Annotated in this window: 12 protein-coding genes; 10 read left to right on the top strand and 2 right to left on the bottom strand. The window is 57.8% G+C overall.

Translation table 11 applies throughout. The features are described from left to right. Positions 1–119 precede the first annotated feature (119 nt). The 4 genes from AC6I8I_RS23710 (at position 120) to AC6I8I_RS23725 (ending at position 5,567) form a co-directional block, all read left to right on the top strand. Positions 120–2,078, top strand: a complete 1,959-nt coding sequence (locus AC6I8I_RS23710; RefSeq protein WP_312056222.1) for a sigma-54-dependent Fis family transcriptional regulator — start codon at positions 120–122, stop codon at positions 2,076–2,078. A gap of 151 nt (positions 2,079–2,229) precedes the next feature. Further along, positions 2,230–2,844: a TetR/AcrR family transcriptional regulator gene (locus AC6I8I_RS23715; RefSeq protein WP_312056223.1), complete on the top strand. Its 615-nt coding sequence runs from the start codon at positions 2,230–2,232 to the stop codon at positions 2,842–2,844. Positions 2,845–3,091: 247 nt separating this feature from the next. Then, positions 3,092–4,378, top strand: coding sequence for a beta-ketoacyl-ACP synthase II (gene fabF / locus AC6I8I_RS23720; protein ID WP_497828939.1), 1,287 nt, complete (start codon positions 3,092–3,094; stop codon positions 4,376–4,378). 304 nt (positions 4,379–4,682) lie between these two features. Beyond that, complete coding sequence (locus AC6I8I_RS23725; protein WP_312056226.1) at positions 4,683–5,567, top strand: ROK family protein; 885 nt, start codon at positions 4,683–4,685, stop codon at positions 5,565–5,567. 18 nt (positions 5,568–5,585) lie between these two features. Here the strand turns inward: AC6I8I_RS23725 and AC6I8I_RS23730 are convergent, their stop codons facing one another. Further along, positions 5,586–6,539 carry a LacI family DNA-binding transcriptional regulator gene (locus AC6I8I_RS23730; protein WP_497828940.1) on the bottom strand — a complete coding sequence of 318 codons (954 nt, stop codon included), beginning with the start codon at positions 6,537–6,539 and terminating at the stop codon, positions 5,586–5,588. 289 nt (positions 6,540–6,828) lie between these two features. Here AC6I8I_RS23730 and AC6I8I_RS23735 point away from each other — a divergent pair, with 289 nt between their 5' ends. Genes AC6I8I_RS23735 through AC6I8I_RS23750 form a run of 4 tightly spaced genes read left to right on the top strand, consistent with a single transcriptional unit; the run spans position 6,829 to position 10,215 of the window. Next, positions 6,829–7,158, top strand: coding sequence for a PTS sugar transporter subunit IIB (locus tag AC6I8I_RS23735; protein ID WP_312056228.1), 330 nt, complete (start codon positions 6,829–6,831; stop codon positions 7,156–7,158). After that, positions 7,155–8,483 (top strand): PTS sugar transporter subunit IIC, encoded by a 1,329-nt coding sequence (locus AC6I8I_RS23740; RefSeq protein WP_312056229.1) that lies wholly within the window; start codon positions 7,155–7,157, stop codon positions 8,481–8,483. Before AC6I8I_RS23735 ends, AC6I8I_RS23740 begins: the two co-directional genes overlap by 4 nt. Before the next feature lie 20 nt (positions 8,484–8,503). Next, positions 8,504–9,904 carry a glycoside hydrolase family 1 protein gene (locus AC6I8I_RS23745; RefSeq protein ID WP_497828941.1) on the top strand — a complete coding sequence of 467 codons (1,401 nt, stop codon included), beginning with the start codon at positions 8,504–8,506 and terminating at the stop codon, positions 9,902–9,904. Then, positions 9,901–10,215 carry a PTS lactose/cellobiose transporter subunit IIA gene (locus AC6I8I_RS23750; RefSeq protein WP_031378229.1) on the top strand — a complete coding sequence of 105 codons (315 nt, stop codon included), beginning with the start codon at positions 9,901–9,903 and terminating at the stop codon, positions 10,213–10,215. The genes AC6I8I_RS23745 and AC6I8I_RS23750 overlap by 4 nt, the downstream gene beginning before the upstream one ends. A 225-nt stretch (positions 10,216–10,440) precedes the next feature. Here AC6I8I_RS23750 and AC6I8I_RS23755 read toward each other — a convergent pair whose 3' ends face one another. Next, the gene (locus tag AC6I8I_RS23755; protein WP_497828942.1) at positions 10,441–11,229 is read right to left on the bottom strand and encodes a MipA/OmpV family protein; all 789 of its coding nucleotides are present in this window, start codon (positions 11,227–11,229) and stop codon (positions 10,441–10,443) included. Between the two features lie 130 nt (positions 11,230–11,359). Between AC6I8I_RS23755 and AC6I8I_RS23760 the strand changes: the two genes are divergently transcribed. Both AC6I8I_RS23760 and AC6I8I_RS23765 read left to right on the top strand, forming a co-directional pair. Further along, positions 11,360–12,055, top strand: a complete 696-nt coding sequence (locus AC6I8I_RS23760; protein ID WP_497828943.1) for a response regulator — start codon at positions 11,360–11,362, stop codon at positions 12,053–12,055. Then, a complete protein-coding gene (locus tag AC6I8I_RS23765; RefSeq protein ID WP_031378228.1) occupies positions 12,052–13,221 on the top strand; it encodes a sensor histidine kinase in 1,170 nt (389 codons plus the stop codon). The genes AC6I8I_RS23760 and AC6I8I_RS23765 overlap by 4 nt, the downstream gene beginning before the upstream one ends. The last annotated feature ends 45 nt before the right edge of the window (positions 13,222–13,266 follow it).

The following is a 13,266-nucleotide window of genomic DNA, read 5'->3' on the forward strand; positions in this document are numbered from 1 at the left end:
TTAAAACCGGGTTTTATGTGAACGACCTCTCAGATAACCGCGGCCGGATGAAAATAAAATTTACATGTCAACTTAACATGTCATTAAAATGGACATTTCATCCTGACCCGGAGGCAGAAATGCCCACGCTGCACGATTTATTGCCGAATAAAGAAGAGAGCGACGCCATTTTCAGCCTGCCTGAAGGCAGCGATGCGGCACGCTGGGAACAGCTACTCGCACAGGGATGGCAGGCTTTTGTGGCGGGCGAACAGCCGCACTGGATCCGCAGTAGCATCCTGCAATCCTGGACACGCTCCCGGCAACGCGGCATCGATCCGACCCGGTTCAGCTACAGCGCGCCCGATGCCGACGAGGTGGCCGTTATTCTCAGCCAGAACAGTGAACTGATTGCGGTGGCGCACAGCGTGATGGAGAACCTGCTGGCCTACAATCCGGATGGTCACATCAACCTGACTGATGCACAGGGCGTGGTGCTGAGCTTTTGTGGCAGCGATCTGACGCCGGTCGGCAGCATCCTGCGTGAAGAGGTGCTGGGCACCAACTGCACCGCACGCTGTTTACGCGAACAGCGGCTGGTCTATGTACTGAGCGGAGAGAACTGGAAGATGGCCCTTCGTGCGCGTAACCAGCAGTGCGCGGCGGCACCGATTCGTGATGCCAGCGGGCGGATGATCGGCGTCCTGACGCTGACGGCAACGCCTGACAGTTTCAACGTTCACACCCTGGGCACGGTGCAGGCGGCGGCCGAAGCGATTGGGCAGCAACTGACCCTGCGCCGCCTGCTGGCTGAGCAGCAGTCGATTCTGGAAACCCTGAATGAAGGCGTGGTGGTCTGCGATCGCGACGGCCGCATCAAAACCCTGAATCGTTACGCCCGTCAGATTTTTGCCGGCATGGCGACGGACGATGCGCCGATCGACCAGCTGCTACAGCCGCAATCTGGCTCGCTGCTCACCCTTCCTTGCTGTAACGATCGCGAGATGGTGTTTCGCCCGGATGGCAGACGCAGCGTCTCCTGCCTGGTATCACTGATGCCAGCGCCGGATGGTGGACGTATTTTATCGCTGCGCGAAAACCAGCGGATTCGGGCGATCACCCGGCGGGTGCTCGGGGTCAGCGCCAGCTATACCTTTGAGATGATCCGTGGCAATGCGCCCACTCTGCAACAGGCGATACAGCATGCGCGAGCCAGTAGCCGCAGCGACAGCACCGTGCTGCTGACCGGCGAAAGCGGCACCGGTAAGGAGCTGTTTGCTCAGGCGATTCATAACGCCAGCAGCCGGTCGCAGGAGTCATTTGTTGCGGTCAACTGTGGCGCGCTGCCGCGCGATCTGGTGCAGAGCGAGCTGTTCGGCTACGTTGACGGCGCTTTTACCGGCTCGCGACGGGGTGGATCGGCCGGAAAGTTTGAGCTGGCCGATGGCGGCACCCTGTTCCTTGATGAGATTGGCGAAATGCCGCTGGAGGCGCAGACCAGCCTGCTGCGCGTGCTGCAGGAGAATGAGGTGCTGCGCATCGGAGCTGCGCATCCGGTAAAGGTGGATGTGCGCATCGTGGCGGCCACCCATTGTGACCTGCAGAGCGCGGTGGAGCAGGGGGCATTCCGGCGTGACCTGTTCTATCGTCTCAATGTCATTTCGCTGACCATTCCGGCCTTACGGGATCGTCGAAGCGACATCCCCGATCTGGTCAATACCTTTATCAGCGCGCTCTGTCAGCGACTGAACAAACTGCCGCCGCAGGTGACGCCAGAGGCGATGCGCTGCCTGCAGGCCTGGCACTGGCCTGGCAACGTCCGTGAGCTGGAAAATCTGGTCGAGCGGATCGTTAACCTCTGCCAGAGCAGCACCATCGGGCTAACCGATCTGCCAGCCGAATTTATTGCCAGCGCCTCACCGGTCGCCGCAGAACCAGCCAGCCTGCTGCAGGATAATGAGCGGGCCTGCATCTTACAGACCATTCGCGCCCAGGGCGGTAATCTGCGGCAGTCCGCTAAGCTGCTGGGAATTTCACGCACCGCGCTCTACAACAAGCTGAACCAGTGGAACATCCCGATTGACAGCCTGCGCCAGTAGCCTGCCGCACCGTCGGGGCAGGCTGCAGGCTACCCGCATCGGTCATCACCATCCAGCGCGAATCATGGCTTTTGCCGGTTAAAACACTTAAAATGTGACCATCTAAATCAGTGGTCACTGAATAAGCCACTTTACTTACCAGGCGGTGAAAATGTCAGACCAGCTTACCGATGCCGGCAACCGCGGCCCTGCCGGGCATAACGTGCGCGATCAGATCGTTGACGCCGCGATGCAGCACTTTGCCCATTACGGCTATGAAAAAACCACCGTTGCTGACCTTGCCCGGGCAATTGGCTTCTCCAAAGCCTATATTTACAAATTTTTTGAGTCTAAACAGGCTATTGGCGAGGTAATTTGCGCCAGCCGGCTGGCAATGATTATGCAGCGGGTGGAAGCGGCGCTGGCCGACGCGCCCAGCGCCGCTGAACAATTCCGCCGCCTGTTCCGGACTCTGTCAGTGACCGGCACCGAGCTGTTTTTTCACGATCGTAAGCTGTATGACATCGCCGCGGTGGCCTCGCGCGATGGCTGGCCTTCGGCCCAGGCGCATGAAGAGCGGCTGCTGAACCTGATTCATCAAATACTGCGTCAGGGCAGAGAGGCAGGCGAATTTGAACGTAAAACCCCGGCCGATGACGCGGCAGAAGCGATCTATCGGGTGATTAAACCTTATGCCAGCCCGGTGCAGCTGCAGTACAACCTTGATGAGGCGGAAGCAGCCTCCGTTCAGCTGGCGGCGCTGGTATTGCGCAGCCTGGCACCCTGAACTGTGACCATTGACTAAATCGGTCACTTGATCAAAGATAGCGATGACTTTGATCGGCCGATCAGGTCATTGCTGTCGTTACGCTCACCGGTTTTCTTCCCGTTAAGCCTGATGGCCTGCTGACAACCCTACGCCAGGTGCGCAGGGTTGCCTCATCCACGCTAAGGTTGAAAGCGTGCATTGATTAAACTCACGCGTCTGTAGCAGATGAATTGCCACTGCACAGACTGACCACCGGAGGAAACACATGAGTCATTCAGCGGCGTCTGAACGCATCGTCATTACCGGTATGGGCATCGTCTCGCCGCTCGGCTGCGGCGTGGAGACGGTCTGGCAACGTTTAACTCAAGGTCAGTCGGGAATTCGTGGCCTGTCCGACGAGATGAGTGCCGGCACCGGTATTTCGGTTGGCGGTAGCGTCCCAACGGTCGATGAAGATCCGCTGGCAGGGTACGATCCTGAAGCCTTGATTCTGCCTAAAGAACGCAAAAAAATGGCGCGCTTTATCGAGTTTGCGCTGCTGGCGGCGGACGAAGCGCTGCAGCAGGCGGGCTGGCATCCTCAGCCGGCAGATGAGGCCGCGCGCGAACGCACCGCCACCATTATCGCCTCAGGCGTAGGCGGCTTTGGTGCCATTGCGGACGCGGTGCGTACCACTGACGCTCGCGGTCCGCGCCGGCTTTCCCCTTTCACCGCCCCTTCCTTCCTCGCCAATATGGCGGCGGGTCATGTCTCAATCAAACATGGATTTACCGGGCCGCTCGGCGCACCCGTCACCGCCTGTGCAGCAGGCGTGCAGGCGATCGGTGATGCCGCCCGACTGATCAGAAGTGGCGAAGCGGATATTGCTATTTGCGGTGGCACGGAGGCAGCGCTGGATCGGGTGACGCTGGGCTGCTTTGCGGCCGCACGTGCGCTGTCGGTGGGCTTTGCCGATGATCCGCATCACGCCTCGCGGCCGTTTGATCGCGACCGCAACGGTTTCGTGATGGCTGAAGGCGCGGGCCTGCTGGTAATTGAGTCGCTGGCGCATGCCGAAGCGCGCGGTGCTACGCCACTGGCAGAACTGGTTGGTTACGGGACCAGTGCTGATGCTTATCACCTGACCGCCAGCCCGGAAAATGGCAGCGGCGCGGCGCGGGCGATGAGACTGGCCCTGCGCCAGGCCGGGATTGGCCCGGAAGCGGTGCAGCACATCAACGCTCACGCCACCTCAACGCAGGTTGGCGACCGCGGTGAGCTCGCGGCAATTCGCGCGGTGTTTGGCGACGATTCACCGGTAGCCATTACCTCGACTAAATCAGCAACCGGGCATCTGCTGGGCGCGGCGGGCGGGTTAGAGGCGATATTTACCCTGCTTGCGCTGCGTCATCAGTGCGTTCCGCCTACGCTCAACCTGCATCATCCCGATGAAGCGGCAGGCAATCTCAATCTGGTGGCGCTGAACGCCCGCCCGATGGATCTGACCTATGCCATGTCGAACGGCTTTGGATTCGGCGGGGTAAATGCCAGCATCCTGCTGCGTAAGTGGTGACCCCGTCCGCCTGAGCCGGATCCCAATGTCGTGCGGTTGCCTGTGGCACGGCAGCGGGATCCACTCTCTCACGCTTAGCCGTTTCGGAACCAGGCCTCACCGCCTGTTATTGCTAACCTAAATGCTTGTTTTTACTTCCCCCGCCTGCTGCTGATTTCCGGTAAGTCGATGCTGACCGCGCCGGGCCGCCGGTATTATCTTTATAATTCCGGACTTTTCCTGACACTATCGCCCGCCCGTCGCCGCTTACGGTTAAATTTCAACGCTACAATTATATCGACGACAATAACCTCAGAGACAGCGAATGAATATTGCAGCCTTCGATATTGGCGGTACCTCTTTAAAAATGGGCGTGATTGACGATCAGGGAAAAATTCAGACCAGTGACAGTACTGATATTTCTCACAACGATCGCGATAAAATTTTGGATCAGATTATCGCGTGGCTGAAGGAAAATCCCTCATGCAGCGGGATTGCGGTCAGCACGCCGGGGTATATCGATCCGGACAGCGGCTATATCGCGATGGGCGGCACAGTTTCCGACTTTGATCGGTTCCCGCTGAGCCAGTGGCTGACCGAAAAAACATCGCTGCCCGCTACGGTGGAAAATGATGCGCACTGTGCTTTACTGGCGGAGCGCTGGCTGGGTAAAGCAAAGAAGCTCAATGATTTTCTGATGTTAACTATTGGCACCGGATTAGGTGGCGCGGCCTTTTGTAACGGTGCGTTGATTCGCGGAGGGCGCAATCGTGCCGGTGAGTTTGGCTGCCTGCTAACGTCGCGTCCAACTGACAGCAACATCGAACCCCATACCCTGGCCCAGAGTTGCACCATGACCGCACTGCGTGAAAATTATAGCCAGCTTAGCGGCCAGCCCGCCGATGATATCAGCGGTAAAGACGTGTTCGACGCTTTTGATCAGGGGGATGAACTGGCACAAAAGGTGGTTGATACCTTTTACCAGCATCTTGCCGCCGGTTTATATAACCTGTTCAGCGTGTTTGATCCGCAGACTATTTTTATCGGCGGCGGCATAACCGAACGTGAAGCCTTCCTCGATGAACTCGCCGACCAGCTAAAAAAGTACCCGCTCGATATTCGCATTGATACCGCCACCTACGGCAATGACTCCGGCATGCTAGGCGCAACCTATCATTTTTTGCAAAGCCAGCAGAGTGAGGTCTGCTAACCGGCCACGCAGCGTTGGTTAACGCTGCCGCCAGTCAGGAATAATTAAATCGCCGCGTAACACCGAACTACCCAGCATCTGCTGGGTAGTGGCGGTTAACCAGCTGACGATGCGTGATGCCAGCAGATCGAGTGAATATTCAATGGCCGGGATGGTGGGTAATCCCGGCAAATTAACCGATCCCGCCAGGCTGAATACCATCACGTCCTGTGGCACCGCTTTATTAAACCCCTGTAGCTGGGCCATCGTATTTTGCGCTTCCTGTTCGTCAGCCACCAGCAGCGCATTAAAACTGCGGCTGCTGGCATTATTCAGCAGCATCTGAATTGCCACCGATGAGGAGATCGCCTCGGTAATCACCAGGTTGCGGTTGAAGGGCAGAAGGTTATTTTCCAGCGCCAGCTTGTAGCCCAGTAACACTTTCTCTGTGCTGCCCCCGTTGTCAGGCTGAATTAAGGCGATCTGACGGCGGCCCTGATTAATCAGAAAATTGCAGGCCGTCTCAGCAGCAAAAGCGTGGTCGAACTGAATACTGTTCGGCCCTTCGGCATCGGCGCAGTCGACCAGAATGACATGTTCATCATCGATATTAAGGGGAAAGCGCGCGCCGAAGATCAGCACATCATCGCACAGGCCACAGCTCAGCTCGTCCAGCGCGGTCAGAACCTCACTTTTGCTGCGGGCAAAGCGCAACAGCAGATGTTTCTGATGCTGGCGCAGCTGCTTTTCCAGCGCAAAAAGCCAGGCGGTGATCTGATTGACGTTTTCCTGGGCACAGATAACGCCGATGCAGTGGGTAGTCTGGCTGAATAGCGATTGAGCGATGACGTTAGGCCGGTAATTCAGCTCCCCGACCGCCTTCAGCACCGCCAGCCGGCTGGCTTCTTTCACGCCGCGTGACCCGCTCAACACCCGGGAAACTGTGGCTTTCGATACCCCAGCTAACCGTGATACATCGTTGATAGTAGACATGTTATTCCCCTGAAAACGGCGCTATGCCAAAAAAAGCCAACCTGAGCTATCTGCCCATTTGTTCGCCGGCCAAAGTATAGCCATAACATCATTCTATGGAAACCGATTTTCCAAATACCCGAAAAGGCTGCGCTATTACAGCCATTTTTGTGACCGGAATCCAATTAAAAAAGCCTGTATTACTGGCTTATTGACCGCCATCACACTTCTGATCGCCGCCGATGGAAACCGGTTTCCATATGATATCCAATCAGCCTCACTTTGGTGTCAAAGGTGAGGAACAGTAACCATGTACAGAATCATGTTGTGTTGTTCAGCAGGAATGTCTACCAGCATGCTGGTGCGGAAAATGGAAGAAGCTGCCGCGCAACGGGCGCTGGAAGTTGAAATCAAGGCGTTTGGCGTGGCGGAGTTTGATGAACAGTTTTCCCGCTATCAGGTGGTGTTACTCGGGCCGCAGGTGAAATACATGCTGAAAAGCCTGGCCGATAAAGCGGCAGGCCAGAATGTGCCGGTACAACCGATCGATATGATGGATTACGGCATGCAACGCGGTGACAAGGTGCTGGATTTTGCGCTGTCGCTGATCGCGGCGTCGAATGAAAAGGCGGCCCTATGAGCTCACTTTATCAATCGATGATTGCGGTGATCGAGCAATCGATTACGCCGCTGGCTGGCCGGCTGGGGCAGCAGAAATATGTCATCGCCATTCGTGACGGCTTTACCGCTGCCCTGCCGTTTATGATCATTGGCTCCTTTATGCTGGTGTTTATCTTTCCTCCCTTCTCAGCCACCAGCACCAACAGCGTGGCCCGGGCCTGGCTCGATTTCTCCGCCACCTACCGTGAGCAGCTGATGCTGCCGTTTAACCTCAGCATGGGGGTAATGACCTTTTTTATTTCGGTGGGCGTCGGAGCCAGCCTGGGACGGCAGTTCTCGCTGGATCCGGTGATGTCCGGCCTGCTCTCTTTTATGGCCTTTTTACTGGTGGCCGCACCCTATTCTAATCACACCATCTCTACCGAATATCTTTCCGGCCAGGGGATTTTTACCGCACTGCTGACCGCCATTTATGCCACCCGTGTTTACGCCTGGCTGAAGCACAACAACATCACTATCCGCCTGCCGAAAGAGGTCCCGACCGGGGTGGCGCGATCGTTTGAGATTTTGATCCCGGTGGTGGTGATTATCGGCACCCTGCATCCGCTCAATCTGTTGATTGAGGCGAAAACCGGGATGATCATTCCGCAGGCGATCATGCATCTGCTGGCACCGCTGGTTTCCGCCTCTGACTCACTGCCGGCGATTCTGCTGTCGGTGCTGCTGTGTCAGATCTTCTGGTTTGCCGGTATTCACGGTGCGCTGATTGTGACCGGCATTATGAACCCGTTCTGGATGGCTAATCTCTCCGCTAACCAGGCCGCACTGGCAGCGGGCACGGTATTGCCGCACATCTATCTGCAAGGTTTCTGGGATCACTACCTGTTGATCGGCGGTGTCGGCTCTACCCTGCCGCTGGCCTTTCTGTTGCTGCGCAGCCGCGCCACCCATCTGCGCACCATCGGCAGAATGGGCATCGTGCCGAGCTTCTTTAATATCAACGAGCCGATCCTGTTTGGCGCGCCAATCATCATGAATCCGCTGATGTTTATTCCCTTTGTCTGCGTACCCATGCTGAACGCCGTGCTGGCCTACACCGCCACCCGACTCGGCTGGCTGGCGCAGGTGGTTTCGCTTACGCCGTGGACCACACCCGCACCGATTGGCGCGTCCTGGGCGGCCAACTGGGCGATCAGTCCGGTGGTGATGTGTCTGGTCTGCATGGTGCTTTCCGCCCTGTGCTACCTGCCGTTCCTGCGCGCCTACGAACGATCGCTGATGAAAACCGATCAGGAAAAGGCGCAGTCACAGGCCCCACTGGCTGAAAGCGCCAGTACTCACTAATTCCGCTGGAGAGAGGCACCATGCACTACACATTTCCCGATAACTTCTGGTGGGGCAGCGCCAGTTCCGCGCTGCAGACTGAAGGCGATAGCGTAACCGGCGGCAAAAGTGCCACCATCTGGGATCACTGGTATTCGCAACAGCCATCGCGTTTCCATCAGCAGATTGGACCGGCTGACACCTCGACCTTTTATCAGCACTGGCGCGAAGATATCGCCTTGCTGAAGCAGCTGAATCATAACAGCTTTCGTACCTCAATCAGCTGGGCGCGACTGATTCCGGACGGCAACGGTGAGGTCAATCCGCAGGCGGTGGCGTTCTACAACAATGTGATTGACGAACTGCTGGCACAGGGCGTCACGCCGTTCATCACCCTGTTTCATTTTGATATGCCAATGGCGATGCAGCAGCTGGGCGGCTGGGAGAATCGTCAGGTCGTCGCGGCGTTCAGTCGCTACGCCCGCCTCTGTTTTGAGCTGTTCGGCGATCGGGTGCAGCACTGGTTTACCTTTAACGAGCCGATTGTGCCGGTTGAGGGTGGATATCTGTACGACTTCCATTATCCCAACGTGGTCGATTTTCGCCGGGCGGCAACGGTGGCTTATCACACCGTACTGGCCCATGCTTCGGCGGTTCGCACCTTCCGGGATGGACGGTTTGGCGGTGAAATCGGCATCGTGCTCAATCTGACTCCCTCTTATCCGCGTTCGCAAAACCCGGCCGATCTGACCGCAGCGCATCACGCCGATCTGCTGTTTAACCGCAGCTTTCTCGACCCGGTGTTACGCGGCGAATTTCCGGCGGATCTGGTGGCGCTGCTCAGGCAGTATGACCAGCTACCGCCAACCCAGCCGGAGGATCAGGCGCTGATCGCCGACGGCGTCATCGACCTGCTCGGGGTCAATTATTATCAGCCGCGTCGGGTAAAATGCCGCGACAGCGCAATCAATCCCGCTGCGCCGTTTATGCCGGAATGGTTCTTTGACAGCTATGAGATGCCAGGGCGGAAAATGAACCCTTACCGCGGCTGGGAAATCTATGAGCCCGGCATCTATGACATTCTCACCAACCTGCGGCTGAATTACGGTAATCCACGCTGCTTTATCTCAGAAAACGGCATGGGCGTAGAGAATGAACAGCGTTTTGTTGAGGACGGACAGATCAACGATCAATACCGCATCGACTTTGTCGCCGAACACCTTAAATGGGTTCACCGGGCGATTGCCGAAGGCAGCCAGTGTCTCGGTTATCACATGTGGACCTTTATCGATAACTGGTCATGGTGTAACGGCTATAAGAACCGTTATGGCTTTGTTCAGCTGGATATCACCACTCAGCAGCGCACGGTGAAAAAAAGCGGTGAATGGTTTGCGGCGACCTCGGCCCGTAACGGTTTTAACCACCCGGAGAATTTATCATGATCGATCAGGAAGAGGCGGTAATGGAGATTATTGTTAATGCCGGCCAGTCGCGCAGTCTCTGCTTTGAAGCATTGCAGGCGGCGCGTCAGGGGGAGATCGAGCAGGCGCGGGAACTGTTGCAGCAGGCCGATACCTTCACCCGCCAGGCGCATAAAATGCAAACCCGGCTGATTGAACAGGATGCCGGTGAAGGCCGCCAGCCGATGACCTTAATTATGGTCCACGCCCAGGATCACTTAATGACGTCGATGCTGGCGCGCGAACTGTCTGAAGAGATTATTCATCTGTATCAGCGGCAACCGCGCGCCTGATAGCGGGCAACCGGACCACATCGTTAAAAGCTGGCGCAGTCCCTCTGCGCCATGCAGCGACGCACGGTGCGCTTCGCCCTCCCTGCACCATAGGTGCTATCCCCGTGGGGCATCAAACAGGCTGATCGCCAGCCCGAGCAGCCCAAACACCAGCAGATACAACAGCAGCAGTGCGGCAAGCAGCGTTCGATGGCTGCGCATCTCATCCTCCCCGCCATGTCGTCATCAGAAGGTGTAACTCAGTGCAAGGGTGGCGGAGACCCCGTTGCACCGTGCAACGATCGGGCTATCCGAGGCGTGTTTATCCAGCCAGGTGTAATCACCGATCACGCTGGCGGCCCACGTCGGCGTGAACTGATGGCTCCAGGTCAGGCTGGTGTCAGTGCCGTAAAATCCACCGGCCGCGTTATAGCGTGCAAAACCGCTGCGCGCACTTTGCTGGCTGTTAACGCCATAAAAGGTATTAAGGTAACGCCCATCGCCGAACAGGCCTGCTGCCTGCAGGGCGACCGTGTCGCTGTCGGTCTGCCAGGGAATAAGGGTGACAGAGGGGCGATACTGCACGCCCTGACTGTCGCTCAAGGGCAGGGTCGCCTTGCCTTCTACTGTCAGCCAGGATGTGATCGACCAGCCCACGGCCAGTGAAGTATTGACGGTAGCGTCAATCTTGCCCATGCCTTTGAGTCGATCATCGCCGTCACGCCACGAAGAGTGGCTATCAGCCCGCCCCAGCCCGTAACCCAGCGTATGTTCAAGATAGAGACCGTTATCCGCCTGCAGGTCATAACCGACACCCTTTTGCGTATCGAGAAAGAAGGCGCCGTCACGCGCCTGAATCAGCGGCATTAACTGCCAGTGGCGTTTATCCGCCCCGCTGTAGCGCGGCGCATTGATACCCGCGATGCCCAGCGTCAGGCTGGGCGCGGGCGTTGTACCCTGATCGGCCATGGCTGCCGCTGCGCTTATGCTCAGCGAAAAACAGACCATGTGAAGCTTTATTTTTCCGGTTATCATCACCTTTCCTCATCATCACATCACGTTGCGGAACTGAGGGGGTCAGTGCCGCGTTTCTGGCCGGAGTATGCGAGGCACGTATCAATGAACGGCCAGGGATTTATGAAGAAACAGTCAAGGTGGTGCGAAAATGCAGTCAAAACGTGTACTGATTATTGAAGATGATGCGGATGCGGCCGGCGTGCTTGAGGCCTATCTGAAACGTGAAAATTATGACGTTACGATTGCCGGAGATGGCCTGAGCGGTCTGGATGCGGCCCGACGCTGGCAGCCCAATCTGATCCTGCTGGATATCATGCTGCCCGGCATGAACGGCACCGAAGTGCTGGCGGCGCTGCGGCGGCGCGACGACACGCCGGTGATTATGGTCACCGCGATGGGCGATGCACCGGACCGCATCGGTGCGCTGCGCTATGGCGCGGACGACTACGTCGTTAAGCCCTACAACCCAGGCGAAGTGGTGGCACGGGTTCAGGCGGTATTACGCCGCAGTCAGAACCCAACACCGCAGCCGGAAACCTTACGCTGGGCCGGGTTAGAGGTCGATCCGCTGGCGCTGATCGCCGTGGTAAAGCATGACGGTGCCGAACCCCGCCGCCTCGATCTGACCCCAACCGAGTTTTCTCTGCTGGTAACGATGATGCGTGCGCCAACCCGCCCGTTTACCCGCCTGTTCCTGCTGGAGCACTGCCTGCCGGAAAGCGATGCGCTGGAGCGGGTGGTGGATACCCACGTCTATAACCTGCGGCGCAAGCTGGAAGTGGCGGGTATTACCGACGTGTTACCGGCGGTACGCAGCGTGGGCTACCGGTTCAGACAACCATGAAAAACACTTCTCATCCTTCACTCTGGCGCTGGATCTGCCTGCGGGTGCTGTTTCTGGCGATAGGCAGCGTTGTGCTGATCGCCATCTGCATGTGGCTGCGATTCGCAGTACAGGCATTCTGGGTTTATTACCGTATGCCGCCCGCGGTGCTGGAGGAGTTCACCCAGCTGCGGCAACATCCCGCCAGCGATCCGGCCCGCTTCCATCAAATTATCGATCAGTGGTGGGGCATCAACTTTTCTGATCCGTCGCTGGCTTCGTCAGACTGGCTTACGGTGATCGTGCTGGTGGTGGTGACGATCCCGTTTATGGTGCTGATGGCGCTGCGTTTCGCCCGTCCGCTGTCTGCGCAGTTCAGCCAACTGGCAACGGCGGCGCGTGCAGTCTCAAAAGGGGAATTTGGTCGATCGGCAGCGCTGGTGAAAGAGGCACCGCAGGAGCTGGTGCGCTTCACCGAAGACTTCAACCAGATGACGCAACAGCTGGCGCGCTACGAGCGCGAACTGCGTGCCTCGCACGTTGCGATGGCGCACGAACTGCGATCGCCGCTGACGGCCGCTATCGGCCGGTTACAGGGAATTCTCGACGGCGTGTTCCAGCCTGAGCCGCAGCAGCTGGCGATGATCATGAAACAGCTGACGCAGCTCAGTCGTCTGACCGATGAGCTGCATCTGTTGTCACTGGCGGATGCCGGCCAGCTGACCCTGAACCGCGATCGCTTTAATCTCAGTGAACTGCTGCGGGAGCGGACCGGCTGGCTGATGCCACAGGCGCGGGAAGCGGGTGTCGCCATCAGCGTGACGCCGGCGCAGGATCTTTACCTCACTGCCGATCCGTTTCGTCTGGGTCAGGTGGTGACCATCATCTGCGAAAACGCCCTGCGCTACGGCGCGGAGGGCGGACGGCTGGAGATCCACGCCAGCCAGAGCGATCGCGCCACGGTTCTGACCTTCCGCGATTACGGCCAGGCAGTGGATCTTAATTTCCTGCCGACGCTGTTTGATCGCTTTACCCGGGCAGATTCGTCACGTGCCCGCCACTCCGGCGGCAGCGGCCTCGGCTTATCGATCGCCAAAGCGATAGTCGACGCGCACGGCGGTACCCTCCACGCCAGCCTGCCCGCCGGAGGCGGTCTGTTAATCGGTATGACCCTGCCGGTGAGCTGAATCGGCGCAACTTGACCGTTTCTTGACGGATCATCGAAGGATTCT

It is taken from the genome of Pantoea sp. X-Soil-YNGN-775 (genome assembly GCF_059730575.1).

Excerpts from the sequence above, each read along its gene's own strand:
- AC6I8I_RS23725 (WP_312056226.1), top strand. The coding sequence starts at position 4,683 with ATGAATATTGCAGCCTTCGATATTGGCGGTACCTCTTTAAAAATGGGC.
- AC6I8I_RS23760 (WP_497828943.1), top strand. The coding sequence starts at position 11,360 with ATGCAGTCAAAACGTGTACTGATTATTGAAGATGATGCGGATGCGGCC.
- fabF (WP_497828939.1), top strand. The coding sequence starts at position 3,092 with ATGAGTCATTCAGCGGCGTCTGAACGCATCGTCATTACCGGTATGGGC.
- AC6I8I_RS23750 (WP_031378229.1), top strand. The coding sequence starts at position 9,901 with ATGATCGATCAGGAAGAGGCGGTAATGGAGATTATTGTTAATGCCGGC.
- AC6I8I_RS23765 (WP_031378228.1), top strand. The coding sequence starts at position 12,052 with ATGAAAAACACTTCTCATCCTTCACTCTGGCGCTGGATCTGCCTGCGG.
- AC6I8I_RS23730 (WP_497828940.1), bottom strand. The coding sequence starts at position 6,539 with ATGTCTACTATCAACGATGTATCACGGTTAGCTGGGGTATCGAAAGCC.
- AC6I8I_RS23745 (WP_497828941.1), top strand. The coding sequence starts at position 8,504 with ATGCACTACACATTTCCCGATAACTTCTGGTGGGGCAGCGCCAGTTCC.
- AC6I8I_RS23755 (WP_497828942.1), bottom strand. The coding sequence starts at position 11,229 with ATGATAACCGGAAAAATAAAGCTTCACATGGTCTGTTTTTCGCTGAGC.
- AC6I8I_RS23710 (WP_312056222.1), top strand. The coding sequence starts at position 120 with ATGCCCACGCTGCACGATTTATTGCCGAATAAAGAAGAGAGCGACGCC.
- AC6I8I_RS23715 (WP_312056223.1), top strand. The coding sequence starts at position 2,230 with ATGTCAGACCAGCTTACCGATGCCGGCAACCGCGGCCCTGCCGGGCAT.
- AC6I8I_RS23740 (WP_312056229.1), top strand. The coding sequence starts at position 7,155 with ATGAGCTCACTTTATCAATCGATGATTGCGGTGATCGAGCAATCGATT.
- AC6I8I_RS23735 (WP_312056228.1), top strand. The coding sequence starts at position 6,829 with ATGTACAGAATCATGTTGTGTTGTTCAGCAGGAATGTCTACCAGCATG.